The following is a 12087-nucleotide window of genomic DNA, read 5'->3' as shown; positions in this document are numbered from 1 at the left end:
CCCCCATGGCCGCTGGTTAGACTCGCCGCATGTCTGGCCAGTCGCTGCTCGTCCCAGGGGAGCTGTCCCCCACCCGTTCCGTGCCCGGAAACATCCGCCGGCCCGAGTACGTCGGCAAACCCGCGCCGACGCCGTACACCGGACCGGAGGTGCAGACGCCCGAGACGGTCGAGGCGATGCGCGTGGCCGGGCGGATCGCGGCGCGGGCGATGGAGGAGGCCGCGAAGCACATCGCGCCCGGCGTGACGACGGACGCGCTGGACCGGGTGGCGCACGAGTACATGTGCGACCACGGCGCCTACCCCTCGACGCTCGGCTACCGGGGCTACCCCAAGTCCCTGTGCAGCTCGGTCAACGAGGTCATCTGCCACGGCATCCCCGACTCCACGGTGCTGCGCGACGGCGACATCGTGAACCTGGACGTGACGGCGTACATCGGCGGGGTGCACGGCGACAACAACGCGACCTACCTGGTCGGCGAGGTGGACGAGGAGAGCCGGCTGCTGGTCGAGCGGACCCGGGAGTCGCTGGCCCGCGCGATCAAGGCGGTCAAGCCGGGCCGGCAGATCAACATCATCGGCCGGGTCATCGAGTCGTACGCGAAGCGGTTCGGGTACGGGGTGGTGCGGGACTTCACCGGCCACGGGATCAACTCGTCGTTCCACTCGGGGCTCATCGTCCCGCACTACGACAGCCCGCACGCGACGACCGTCATCCAGCCCGGAATGACCTTCACGATCGAGCCGATGCTGACGCTCGGCACCCACGAGTACGACATGTGGGACGACGGCTGGACGGTCGTGACGAAGGACCGCAGGCGGACCGCGCAGTTCGAGCACACCCTGGTGGTGACGGACTCGGGCGCGGAGATCCTCACGCTGCCCTGACCCCTGTCCCCCGATCCGCGTCGCTCGACGGCCCGCTCTCCCCGGAGGGCGGGCCGTTTCGCGTCCGAGTGGGTACGCTTTTACCGACAGCCCGTCGGCAAGCCTATTGACTTAGGTAAGCCTAACCATAGAAAATCATGCGCATGGACTCCTTCTCGACGCTCATCCGCACCGCCTCCCACCAGCAGCACGTGGAGGCGGAGACCTCGACGTTCATGAGCGACCTGCTGGGCGGAGCGCTCGGTGTCGACGCCTACGCGCGCTACACCGAGCAGCTGTGGTTCGTCTACGAGGCCCTGGAGGCCGCCGCCGGGCGGCTGGCGGCGGACCCGGTGGCGGGGCCGTTCGTCCGGCCGGAGCTGCTGCGGCTGGCCTCGCTGGAGCGGGACCTGGCGCACCTGCGCGGCGCCGGCTGGCGTGCGGGGCTGACCGCCCTGCCCGCGACCGAGGCGTACGCGGCCCGGGTGCGCGAGTGCGCCGAGGAGTGGCCGGCGGGGTACGTCGCCCACCACTACACGCGCTACCTCGGCGACCTGTCGGGCGGCCAGATCATCCGGGACAAGGCCGAGCGGACCTGGGGCTTCGCCAGGAAGGGCGACGGGGTCCGTTTCTACGTCTTCGAGGAGATCTCCAACCCGGCCGCCTTCAAGCGGGAGTACCGCGACCTGCTGGACGGCATCCGCGCCGACGACCTGGAGAAGCAGCGGGTGGTCGCCGAGTGCAAGCGCGCCTTCGCCCTGAACACGGCGGTGTTCCGGGCGCTCGGCGAGGAGTTCCCGCTGTCCGCCTGAGTCAGCGCTCCAGGCGGACCCGGCCGCCGATCTCGACCCAGCCCTCGGGCTGCGGCGCGGTGAGGATCTGGGAGCCGACGCCCTGGGTGATGTTGAGGGCGCGTCCCAGGCGTCCGGTCAGCAGCAGTGCCGCCGCGCCCGTCGCCTCGTCCTCGTCGATGCCGTCGTCCCGGCCCGGGAAGGCGCGGGCCCGCACCCGTCCCGCCGCCTCGTCCTCCCAAGCCCAGGCGTAGACCCACTCCCCCTTCGGCGGCACCGCGAGGTCGTCGACCTCGGCGACGGTGGCGTACTGGCGCAGGGTGCGCGGCGGGGCCCACTCCGGCCGGGCCTCGATCCAGCTGAACTCCCCGTCCAGCCGGGCGCCCACCACCCCGGCCCGCGTGACGAGTTCGGGCACGTCGAGCAGCCAGGCGGTGCCGACGCAGGGGTGCCCGGCGAAGGGCAGGCGCAGGGTGGGCGTGTAGATGTCGACGACGCCGCGCTCGGGGTCGTCCACGAACACGGTCTCGCTGAAGCCGAGTTTGGCGGCCAACTCCTGCCGCCGCTCGGGCTCCGGCAGTACGGATCCGTCCCGGACGACGCCCAGTTCGTTGCCGTATCCGCCGTTCGGCGCGCAGAAGACCCGCAGTACGTCGTAGTCGGTCACCGGGGCATTCAAGCATCGTCCGCGGGCGGCCAGAGCGGGGTGGGGGCCTCGTCGTACGGGAGGGTGGCGAGCGCGTCCGCGTACCCGCGTTCCAGGGCGGCGCGCCGGCGTTCGGTCCCGGGTCCGGCGGGGTGCTCCGACAGCCGGGCCATGCGCTCCGCGTGCCCCTCGGCGACCGCGTCGGCGGTCCGGCGCCACTCCGCCTCGTCCGGCAGCCGGGCGAGCACCACGCAGGGCGGTTCGATGCCCTCCGCCAGCGCCGCCACGGCCCGGTCGTGGCCGTCCAGGATCAGCCAGCCGTCGAGGAAGGACGCCCACCACAGCAGGACCGGGGCGAGGGTGCCGTCCCGGGCGTGCTTGCGGTACGCCTTCACGCGCGGCGCGTCGGGGGGCGAGAGCGGGCGCAGCGGCAGGACGCCGTGCCAGCCGCCCCCGCAGAGCAGTTCGAGGACGGTGTCGGGCCAGTCCGGTACGAAGTCCTCGGTCCAGATGCCGGGAGCGAACGACGCGCGTGCGGTGAGCGACCAGCGTCCGTCGTGCAGCGGGCCGTGGGGGGTGTCCTCCAGCCACCGGGCGCAGCGGTGGCGCCAGTCGGCGTCCGGTGTGCGCATCGACGCGGCGCGCAGGGGCGGCAGCGGGGAGCGGTGGCCGGGCAGGCGGCGCAGGTGCAGCTCGCGGCAGCAGCCGTCGCCGTGCGAGCGAAGCGAGATGGGGGTCCCCCCGGACGAAGTCTGGGGGAGGGTCCGGGTGAGGGGGCGGTCGCCCTGGTGGAGCGTGGGCGGGCCGCCGTCCCGGGCCCGGACGAATCGCAGCGGCGGTGGGCCGGGGCGGCCCCGGACGTCCAGGACCAGGGGTCCCGGAGTCGCTTCCCGCACCGTCCGTTCCATCCGGACAGTATCGGGCGCGGACCGCCCCGGCCCGCAACGGATTACCCGGCGGACCGCGCCTGCCCCCGCCGCCTGCGCGTCGCGTACACCGCGCCCGCGCCGACCACGACCGCGGCACCGGCCGCCGCGCCCAGCGCCGGGCCGGGTACGTCCGAGCCGGTGGAGGCGAGGCTGCCGCCGCCGATCGAACCGCCGGTGGTCGTTCCGGTGCCGCCGACGGTCGATCCGGCGCCACCGGCGGTGCCCGTGCCCCCGCCGGTGGAGCCGCCCGCCGTGCCGGAGCCGCCGCCCGTGCCGCCGGACGTGTCCGAGCCGCCGCCGTCCGGCAGTTGGGCGTCGTCGCTCAGCGCCACCGAGAGGCCGACCGGGTCGAGGGCCGTGCCTGCCGGGTAGTTGCCGAAGACCTTCGCACCTGCGTCGGTGACGGTGGCGGCGATGCCGTCGACCGTGATGACGTTCTTGTCGGCCTTCAGGTCGCCGGACTTCGCCTCGAGGCCGGCCAGGACCACGCCCTCGGTCCGCGTGCCGAGGCTGTCCACGTCGGCGGTGAGCTTGCCGGTGCCGCCGTCGAGGGTGGCCTTGAGGTTGCTCAGGGTCAGGTCGAGGCCGTAGGTGCCGCCCGACTCGTGGCCCTTGAAGTTGACGGCGCCCTTGAAGGTGGCGGTCAGCCTGTCGGCGTCCGTGTCGTAGGTGCCGGTGGCGTCCTTGAAGGTGAACGCGCCGTTCCCGGCGGCCTGGGTGGCGCCGCCGGAGACGGTGACCCGGCCCTTGGCGATGTTGCCGACGACGTAGGCGCGGAAGGACTCCTTCACGCCCCAGCCGAGGGTGCCGTCGGCGATCTCGCCCTTGGTGGGGGCCGTGCTCGCGGGGGCCGAGGGCGAGGCGCTCGTGCTCGCCGTGGGGCTCGGGTCCCGGGTGGCGGGCGTGGTCTGCGGATCGGTCGGCCCGGGTCCGGTGGAGTCGGTCCCGGTCGGCTCCGGGTCGGTCGGGTCGGTCGGGTCGGTGGAGGGCTCCGCGCTCGGCCCGGTGCTCGGCCCGGTGGTGGGTTCCGTGGTCGGCCCGGTGGTCGGCTCCGGCGTCTTCCTGACCACCGTCAGCGGGTCCCCGGCCGCGCCCGCGTAGCTCGCGCTGCCGAGGTACTCGCCCGCCTCGGTGGTGAGGGTGGTCGCCATGTCCGTCATCGCGCGGGTCACGGCGACCTTGGCGAGCGGCACGTCGTCGCCCTTCTTGGTGGGCGTCGCGCCGGAGGTGTCGACCGTCGTCACGTCGGCGGTGATCTCACCGGCGCCGCTGTCGAAGCGCACGTCGGTGAGCGTGACCTCGAACTTGTGCGCGGCGGAGGCGCTCACCAGCTTGCCCTGGAAGCCGAGGTCGACGACGTTCGTCGTGTGGTCGTAGGTGCCGGTGCCGTCGGTGAAGGTGAACGCGCCGTTCCCGGCGGCCTGGGTGGCGCCCTCCGACGCGGTGAAGGCGCCGAACATGCCGACGTACGTCCGGTAGGACTGCTTGATGCCCCACGTCAACTCGTAGTCCGCGAGCGGGGATCCGGCGGCCGAGGCGGTGGTGGCGCCGCCCAGCGTGGCGAGGGCGGTCGTGCCGAGGGCGGCGGCCGTGGCGACGGCGGCGGCGAGTGCGGTGGAGCGGCGTCGTCTGACGGGCATGGCTCGGTTCTCCTAGGGTGTCGGGGGGTGTCAGGGGGGTGTTCAGCCCTGCTCCGGGTCCCCGGGGGACGCGGCGGGCCGGGCGCGGCGCCTGCGGAGGGCGACGGCCACGAGGACCGCGGCCGCCAGCAGCAGGGCGCCGGCCGCGAGGGAGACGGGAAGTGCGGGGAAGTCGCCGTCGTCGGTGGTGCTCGCGACGGGGGCGGCGGAGGGATCCGCGCCGGTCTTCTCGGGCCGCGGGCTCGCACTCGGCGCGGGCTCGCTGCCGAGGTCGGGCAGGGCGGGCAGTTCCGCGTCGGCGGTGAGGGCGACCGCGAGGGACACCGGGTCCATCTCGGTGCCCGCCTGGTACATGCCGCCGAAGGCCTGCGCACCGCGCGCGGTGAGCTTCGCGGGGGCCTCGGTGACCTTCACCAGACCGCCCGCCGGCTTCAGCTCGCCCGCGGTGAAGGTGACCAGGGGCACCTTCTTCTCCCTGACGTCCGGGCTCGTCACGTCGGCGTACAGCGTGCCCCTGCCGTCCTCGACGACGGTCCGTACGTTGCCGAGGCTCAGGTCGAGGCCGTGGGCACCGGTGAAGCGGACCGTGCCCTTGAAGACGGCGCTGAGGCCGCCGTCCTCGTACGTCCCCTCACCGCCGGGGAAGCGGAAGAGCGCGCCGCCGTCCTGGGCGCCCGCGGTGAGGGCCCACTCTCCGTCGGCGATGTCGCCGGTGACGTACTCGCGGAAGGTGCGGCGCACGCCCCAGTCGACGGCACCGTCCCGGACCGTGCCGCCCGACGTCTTCGCGGGCTCCGGCGACTCGGCGGACGGTGCGGGGGTGTCCGACGGCTGCGTCTCCCGCTTCGGCGCGGGCGCCTTCACGTCGGCGGACAGGCTCACCGGGTCCAGTGCGGTGCCGGCGGTGTAGTACCCGGCGAAGGACCGGGCGCCCTCGGCGGTGAGGGTGGCGGGGAGGTTGTTCAGGGCGACGGTGCCGCCGCCGCCCCGCATGTCGATGCCGCCGAGGGAGAGGGAGGCGACGGGCACCTGACGGGACGTCGTGACCGCCCCGGTGTCCTTCGCCTTGCTGACGACGTCCAGGTGGAGCGTGCCGTTGGAGCCGGAGATGCTCACGGTGGGACGGCTGAGGGTGAGGTCGAGCTGGTGGGCGCCGGTGCCGGTGCGGTGGCCGAGGAAGTGCACGCCACCGGAGAAGGCGGCGCGGAAGGCACCGGTGTCGCCGTCGTAGGTGCCGGTCGCCGAGTGGAAGCGGAACGAGCTGCCGCCGACGGTGGCCGCACCCCCGTTGAGGGAGTAACTGCCCTTCGCGACGGGCCCGGTGACATAGGTCTGGAACGAGGACTTGATGCCCCAGTCGAGCCGTCCGCCCTGCACGGTCCGGCTCTCGGCGTGTGCGGCGGCCGCGGGGAGCAGCGCCGCGAGGACCGCCGCGCACAACACGGTGACCAGGGCGCGAAGACGGGCGGGCATGCGAAGTCCTCCGGATCGGGGGGCCGGTAGCGAACGAAGGTAAGGCTAACCTAAGCTCTAGTCGACTGACACTGGCGGTCGACCGGAGAGGACGGACGGAAAAGTGCGACGCTTGCGAGACCGACTGGCGGGAGCACTGCTGGTGGCGCTCGCCCTCACCCTGACCGCGACCGGATGCGCGGGCTCCTCCGAGGCCTCGTCCGGCGCCGGTTCCGGCGCGGCGGCCCCCTCGGCGGTGGAGCCCGTCGCGAACCGGGTCGAACCACTCGGGAAGAGCCCCGAGCCCCGGCTTCCCGTCACCGTCCGCTCCGCCGACGGCGAGCGTGTGACGGTCGAACGGGCCGAGCGGATCGTCCCCCTGTCCGGCAGCCTCAGCGAGATCGTCTTCACGCTCGGGCTCGGCGACCGGGTCGTCGCCCGGGACGTCACCGCCACCTTCGAACAGGCGGCGAAGCTCCCGGTGGTGACCCGGGGCCACGACGTCTCCGCCGAGAGCGTGCTCTCCCTCAGACCCGACCTGGTGCTCGCCGAGACCACCTCGGGTCCCGAGGAGGCGGTGGACCAGATCCGCGCCGCCGGGGTCCCGGTGCTCTTCGTCGAGGCGGCGAAGGGGCTGGCCGACGTGGGCCCGCGCATCGGGGCGGTCGCCGACGCACTCGGCGTACCGGCGGCCGGGAAGGAGCTGACCCGGCGCTCGGAGCAGCGGATCGAGGCCGTACGGGGGGACGTTCCGCACGGGCAGGAGCCGCGGGTCGCCTTCCTCTACCTGCGCGGCTCGGCCTCCGTCTACCTCATCGGCGGCGAGGACTCCGGCGCCGGTTCGCTGATCGAGGCGGCCGGGGCGGTGGACGCCGGGGCCGCCTCCAGCCTCGAGAAGGACTTCACCGCCATCACCAGCGAGGCCCTGGTCAAGGCCGCGCCGGACGCGATCCTGGTGATGAGCAAGGGCCTCGAATCGGTCGGCGGCGTGGACGGCCTGGTGAAGATCCCCGGCGTCGCCCAGACCCCGGCCGGGATGGACCGCCGGATCGTCTCCGTCGAGGACGGCGTACTCCTCAACTACGGCCCGCGCACCGACCAGGTGCTGAAGTCGGTCGTGGCACAGCTGTACGGCGAGGACGGCGACCGGTGACCGTACTGGACGACAAGCAGGCCCGCCCCCGGGCATCCGCCGACCCCGCCGCCCCGCCCCGTGCCCGGCGCACCACCGCCTGGCTGCTGACCGCGGCCCTCGCCGCGGGTCTGCTGGTCCTCGTCCCGGTCGCGGCCGGTACCGGCGCCTACCCGATCCCGGTCGGCGACGTGCTCGGCTCGCTGCTGCACCGGGCCGGGCTCGGCGGCGCGGAACTGGACCGGGTGGCCGAGTCGGTGCTGTGGAACGTGCGGTTCCCCAGGATCGTGCTGGCCCTGCTGGTCGGCGCCTCGCTCGGGTGCGCGGGCGCGCTGATGCAGGGCGTGTTCGGCAACCCGCTGGCCGAGCCGGGCGTCATCGGCGTCTCCTCGGGCGCGGCGGTCGGCGCGGTCGGCGCCATCGCGTTCGGCCTGAACTTCCTCGGCACCTGGACGGTGTCCGTCTTCGCCTTCGTCTCCGGTCTGGTCACCGTCCTGGTCGTCTACGCGATGTCCCGCTCGGGCGGCCGTACGGAGGTCGTGACGCTGATCCTCACGGGCATCGCGGTGAACGCCTTCGCGGGGGCGCTGATCGGTCTGTTCCTGTTCTTCGCGGACACGGCGGCGGTCAACCAGATCACCTTCTGGCAGCTGGGCTCGCTCGCCCAGGCGACCTGGCCGAAGGTGCTGGCGGTCCTGCCGTGCGCGGCGCTCGGCCTCGGGCTGGCCCCGCTCTACGCCCGTCGCCTCGACCTCCTCGCCCTCGGCGAACGCCCGGCCCGGCACCTGGGGGTGGACGTGGAGCGACTGCGGATCGTCCTGGTCCTGGTGATCGCCCTGCTGACCGCGGCCGCGGTGAGCGTGGCCGGTGTCATCGGCTTCGTCGGGCTCGTCGTCCCGCACCTGCTGCGGATGGCGGCCGGGCCGGGCCACCGGTTCCTGATCCCGGGCAGCGCGCTGCTCGGCGCGCTGGTCCTGCTCGCCGCCGACCTGGCCGCCCGCACGGTCGCGGAGCCGGCCGAACTGCCGCTCGGGGTGCTGACGGCGCTGCTGGGCAGTCCGTTCTTCTTCTGGCTGCTGCGCCGCACCCGGCGCAGGCAGGGAGGCTGGGCATGAGAAGCGTGAAGCTGCCGCGGCTGGTGCCGTCCCGTCCGGTGCCGCCGCCCCCGGCCGCACCGGGCGACGTCCTGGCCGCGGCCGAGGGACTGCGCGTGCGCCTGGGCGGCCGGCCGGTCCTCGACGGGGTGGACGTGGAGGTCCGCGCGGGCGAGGTGCTCGCCCTGGTCGGCCCCAACGGCGCGGGCAAGTCGACCCTGTTGGGCGCGCTGGCCGCCGACGTCCCGGCCGTCGAGGGGTCCGTACGCATCCACGGCCGCCCGGTGTCGGACTGGTCGGCGCCCGAACTCGCGCTGCGCCGCGCGGTGCTGCCCCAGTCGGCGTCGCTGTCCTTCCCGTTCGCGGTGGAGGAGGTCGTCCGGATGGGCCGGGCACCCTGGGCGGGCGGCGACCGGGAGGACGAGGACGAGGCGGCCGTGGCCGAGGCGATGGCGCGCACGGAGGTGGCCGGATTCGCCGGTCGCCCGTTCTCCGCGCTCAGCGGCGGCGAGCGGGCCCGCGTGGCCCTCGCCCGCGTCCTCGCCCAGCGCGCTCCCCTCCTGCTGCTCGACGAACCGACCGCGGCGCTGGACCTGAGGCACCAGGAACTCGTGCTGCGGCTGTGCCGGGAGCGGGCGCGGGCCGGGGACGCGGTGGTCGTCGTCCTGCACGACCTCGCGCTGGCGGCGGCGTACGCGGACCGGGTGGCACTCCTGCGCTCGGGCCGGATCGCGGCCGGGGGCCCGCCCTCGGAGGTGTTCGCCGAGGGGCTGCTGTCCGAGGTCTACGACCAGCCGGTGGAGGTGTTCCCGCACCCGCGCACGGGCGCCCTCCTGGTCGTCCCGCGCCGCGAGCCCTGACGCCCGCCGCGGCGACCGTCATGGCGACCGCCACCCCCGACGAGGCAGTCCTTGACGCACCTTTGACCTTCCTATGAGCACTTCATTGAGCCACCGTGACCGGCCCGTGCTCATACACCGTCCATGAGATTCGGATCACCGTATGGACGGGTTTTGCTTAGGAAATCCTTAGGTATGTTAGGCCAGCCTCACCTTCCCTATGAGACCCGTCACGCGCACTTTCGGCCATCCCTTGGAGCCCGCATGCGAGCCGCCAGACTCCCCCTCGTCACCGCCGTCGCCACCGCCGCGGCCCTGGCCGCCGTCACGGGGTGCACGGAGAAGAGCGGCGCCGAGGACGGCGAGCACGTCATCACGGTGACGGCGACGGACGACAAGTGCGAGGTGTCGAAGGTCCGGTTCCCGGCCGGACACGTCGAACTCGCCGTCGAGAACAAGGGCTCCAAGGTCACCGAGGTCTACCTGCTCTTCCCCGACGACCGGGTGGTCACCGAGCGGGAGAACATCGGCCCCGGCACCAAGCAGCGGGTCACCGCCGAGGTGAAGGCGGGCGACTACCGGATCGCCTGCAAGCCCGGCATGAAGGGCAAGGGCATCCGCCAGGACGTGAAGGCCACCGGCGGCAAGGCCGCCGCGCGCGACCCGCGCCTCGACCAGGCCGTGGCCGCCTACCGCCAGTACGTGCAGCAGCAGGCCGACGAGACCCTGCCGAAGGCGGAGGCGTTCGCGAAGGCCGTCAAGGCCGGCGACCTGGCGGCCGCGAAGAAGGCGTACGCCCCCTCCCGCATCGGCTGGGAGCGCACCGAGCCGGTCGCGGAGTCCTTCGGCGACATCGACCCGAAGGTCGACGTCCGCGAGGACGGTCTGGAGGACGGCCAGGACCCGGCGACCGACTGGACCGGCTGGCACCGCCTGGAGAAGGCGCTGTGGCAGGACGGGAAGATCGGCGACCGCGAGAAGGAGCTGGCCGCCACCCTGGTCACCGACCTGAAGGATTGGCAGAACCGGGTCGGCAAGGCCGAGATCACCCCCACCTCCATGGCCAACGGCGCCAAGGAACTCCTCGACGAGGTCGCCACCGGCAAGGTCACCGGCGAGGAGGAGCGCTACTCGCACACCGACCTGGTCGACTTCAAGGCCAACGTGGAGGGCGCGCAGCAGTCGTACGCACTCCTGAAGCCGGTCGCGAAGGAGAACGACGCGGCGCTGACGACGGAGCTGGACCGTCAGTTCGCGGCGCTGGACAAGCTGCTCGACCAGTACCGCCCGAGCACCTCCTCCTACGAGTTCACCTCCTACGACAAGGTCGGCAAGGAGGACCGCAAGGAGCTGTCGGACGCGGTCAACGCGCTCGCGGAGCCGCTGTCCAAGCTCGCCGCGGCCGTGGTCACGAAGTAGGCGTGGGAGGCGAGATGACGGACATCGACTCCCCCGCACCGGCGCCCTCGCCCTCCCGGCGGTCGCTGATCGGCTGGGGCGGCGCGGGCCTCGCGCTCGGCGCCGCCGCGGCCGCGGGCGGCGTGGTGGCGATGGACCGCACCGGTGACGACGCGGACCCCGCCGCCGCCGACGCGGGCTCCGCCGTCCCCTTCCACGGGGCGCACCAGGCGGGCATCGCCACGCCGGTGCAGGACCGCCTGCACTTCGCGGCGTTCGACGTGACGACCGAGGACCGCGCCGCCTTCGTGGCGCTGCTCAAGGAGTGGACGGCGGCGGCCCGCCGGCTGACCGCCGGTCACGCGGTGGGCGAGGGCGCCTACGGCGGACTGCCCGAGGCCCCGCCGGACGACACCGGCGAGGCGCTGGGCCTCAAGCCCTCCCGGCTGACCCTCACCATCGGCTTCGGACCGTCCCTCTTCACGAGGTTCGGCCTCGCCGACCGGCGCCCCGAGGCCCTGGCCGACCTGCCGAAGTTCCCCGGGGACAACCTCGACAGGGCCCGCAGCGGCGGCGACCTGTGCGTCCAGGCCTGCGCCGACGACCCCCAGGTCGCCGTGCACGCGATCCGCAACCTCGCCCGCATCGGCTTCGGCAAGGTCGTCGTGCGCTGGTCGCAGCTCGGCTTCGGCAAGACCTCGTCCACGACGCCCGACGAACAGACCCCGCGCAACCTGCTCGGCTTCAAGGACGGCACCCGCAACATCGCGGGCACCGAGAAGGACCGTCTGGACCGGTTCGTCTGGGCCGCCGAGAAGGACGGGACGCCGTGGATGACGGGCGGCTCCTACCTCGTCGCCCGCCGCATCCGCATGCACATCGAGACCTGGGACCGGGCCTCCCTCCAGGAGCAGGAGGACGTGTTCGGCCGCGACAAGGGCGAAGGCGCGCCCGTCGGCAAGGCCAAGGAACGCGACGAGCCGTTCCTGAAGGCGATGAAGCCCGACGCGCACGTCCGGCTCGCGCACCCCGACTCCAACGGCGGGGCGACGCTGCTGCGCCGCGGCTACTCCTTCACCGACGGCACGGACGGCCTGGGCCGCCTGGACGCCGGCCTGTTCTTCCTCGCCTACCAGCGCGACATCCGCACGGGCTTCGTCCCCGTGCAGCGCAACCTGGCGACGGACGCGCTCAACGAGTACATCCAGCACGTGGGTTCGGCGGTCTTCGCCGTCCCGCCCGGCGTCCGCGACGCGGACGACTGGTGGGGCAGCACGCTGTTCGGCAAGGAGGCGTAACC

The 12087-nt window shown here is 73.6% G+C and carries 11 protein-coding genes; 7 read left to right on the top strand and 4 right to left on the bottom strand.

What is annotated here, in order from left to right; all coding sequences use genetic code 11:
• Positions 1-29: 29 nt before the first annotated feature.
• Both map and Sru02f_RS07635 read left to right on the top strand, forming a co-directional pair.
• Complete coding sequence (map, locus tag Sru02f_RS07640) at positions 30-887, top strand: type I methionyl aminopeptidase (protein ID WP_109031698.1); 858 nt, start codon at positions 30-32, stop codon at positions 885-887.
• Positions 888-1030: 143 nt separating this feature from the next.
• On the top strand, positions 1031-1678 hold the full coding sequence (locus Sru02f_RS07635; RefSeq protein ID WP_109031697.1) for a biliverdin-producing heme oxygenase: 648 nt from the start codon (positions 1031-1033) through the stop codon (positions 1676-1678).
• Between the two features lies 1 nt (position 1679).
• Here Sru02f_RS07635 and Sru02f_RS07630 read toward each other — a convergent pair whose 3' ends face one another.
• From Sru02f_RS07630 to Sru02f_RS07615, 4 genes are read right to left on the bottom strand one after another with little or no spacing between them, the layout of a single operon-like run.
• Positions 1680-2324, bottom strand: a complete 645-nt coding sequence (locus Sru02f_RS07630; RefSeq protein ID WP_003976544.1) for a PhzF family phenazine biosynthesis protein — start codon at positions 2322-2324, stop codon at positions 1680-1682.
• An 8-nt stretch (positions 2325-2332) separates the two neighbouring features.
• On the bottom strand, positions 2333-3211 hold the full coding sequence (locus Sru02f_RS07625; RefSeq protein ID WP_167469504.1) for a hypothetical protein: 879 nt from the start codon (positions 3209-3211) through the stop codon (positions 2333-2335).
• A gap of 41 nt (positions 3212-3252) precedes the next feature.
• On the bottom strand, positions 3253-4872 hold the full coding sequence (locus Sru02f_RS07620) for an HtaA domain-containing protein (RefSeq protein WP_109031696.1): 1620 nt from the start codon (positions 4870-4872) through the stop codon (positions 3253-3255).
• A 42-nt stretch (positions 4873-4914) separates the two neighbouring features.
• Entirely contained in the window at positions 4915-6345 is a 1431-nt protein-coding gene (locus tag Sru02f_RS07615; RefSeq protein ID WP_109031695.1) for an HtaA domain-containing protein, read from the bottom strand.
• 103 nt (positions 6346-6448) lie between these two features.
• On the opposite strand from Sru02f_RS07615, the gene Sru02f_RS07610 reads away from it, so the two are divergent.
• From Sru02f_RS07610 to efeB, 5 genes are all read left to right on the top strand, one after another.
• A complete protein-coding gene (locus Sru02f_RS07610) occupies positions 6449-7477 on the top strand; it encodes a heme/hemin ABC transporter substrate-binding protein (RefSeq protein WP_109031694.1) in 1029 nt (342 codons plus the stop codon).
• Positions 7474-8571: a FecCD family ABC transporter permease gene (locus Sru02f_RS07605; RefSeq protein WP_174855063.1), complete on the top strand. Its 1098-nt coding sequence runs from the start codon at positions 7474-7476 to the stop codon at positions 8569-8571. The genes Sru02f_RS07610 and Sru02f_RS07605 overlap by 4 nt, the downstream gene beginning before the upstream one ends.
• Positions 8568-9410 (top strand): heme ABC transporter ATP-binding protein, encoded by an 843-nt coding sequence (locus Sru02f_RS07600; protein ID WP_109031693.1) that lies wholly within the window; start codon positions 8568-8570, stop codon positions 9408-9410. Before Sru02f_RS07605 ends, Sru02f_RS07600 begins: the two co-directional genes overlap by 4 nt.
• A gap of 243 nt (positions 9411-9653) precedes the next feature.
• Positions 9654-10808 carry an iron uptake system protein EfeO gene (gene efeO / locus Sru02f_RS07595; RefSeq protein WP_109031692.1) on the top strand — a complete coding sequence of 385 codons (1155 nt, stop codon included), beginning with the start codon at positions 9654-9656 and terminating at the stop codon, positions 10806-10808.
• Positions 10809-10822: 14 nt separating this feature from the next.
• Positions 10823-12085, top strand: a complete 1263-nt coding sequence (efeB, locus tag Sru02f_RS07590; protein WP_109032082.1) for an iron uptake transporter deferrochelatase/peroxidase subunit — start codon at positions 10823-10825, stop codon at positions 12083-12085.
• Positions 12086-12087 lie beyond the last annotated feature (2 nt).

Origin of the sequence: Streptomyces rubrogriseus (genome assembly GCF_027947575.1) — a bacterium.
Classification (GTDB): domain Bacteria; phylum Actinomycetota; class Actinomycetes; order Streptomycetales; family Streptomycetaceae; genus Streptomyces; species Streptomyces rubrogriseus.
This window is presented reverse-complemented; position numbering and strand designations above follow the sequence as displayed.

Excerpts from the sequence above, each read along its gene's own strand:
- efeO (WP_109031692.1), top strand. The coding sequence starts at position 9,654 with ATGCGAGCCGCCAGACTCCCCCTCGTCACCGCCGTCGCCACCGCCGCG.
- map (WP_109031698.1), top strand. The coding sequence starts at position 30 with ATGTCTGGCCAGTCGCTGCTCGTCCCAGGGGAGCTGTCCCCCACCCGT.
- Sru02f_RS07600 (WP_109031693.1), top strand. The coding sequence starts at position 8,568 with ATGAGAAGCGTGAAGCTGCCGCGGCTGGTGCCGTCCCGTCCGGTGCCG.
- Sru02f_RS07615 (WP_109031695.1), bottom strand. The coding sequence starts at position 6,345 with ATGCCCGCCCGTCTTCGCGCCCTGGTCACCGTGTTGTGCGCGGCGGTC.
- Sru02f_RS07635 (WP_109031697.1), top strand. The coding sequence starts at position 1,031 with ATGGACTCCTTCTCGACGCTCATCCGCACCGCCTCCCACCAGCAGCAC.
- efeB (WP_109032082.1), top strand. The coding sequence starts at position 10,823 with ATGACGGACATCGACTCCCCCGCACCGGCGCCCTCGCCCTCCCGGCGG.
- Sru02f_RS07625 (WP_167469504.1), bottom strand. The coding sequence starts at position 3,211 with ATGGAACGGACGGTGCGGGAAGCGACTCCGGGACCCCTGGTCCTGGAC.
- Sru02f_RS07620 (WP_109031696.1), bottom strand. The coding sequence starts at position 4,872 with ATGCCCGTCAGACGACGCCGCTCCACCGCACTCGCCGCCGCCGTCGCC.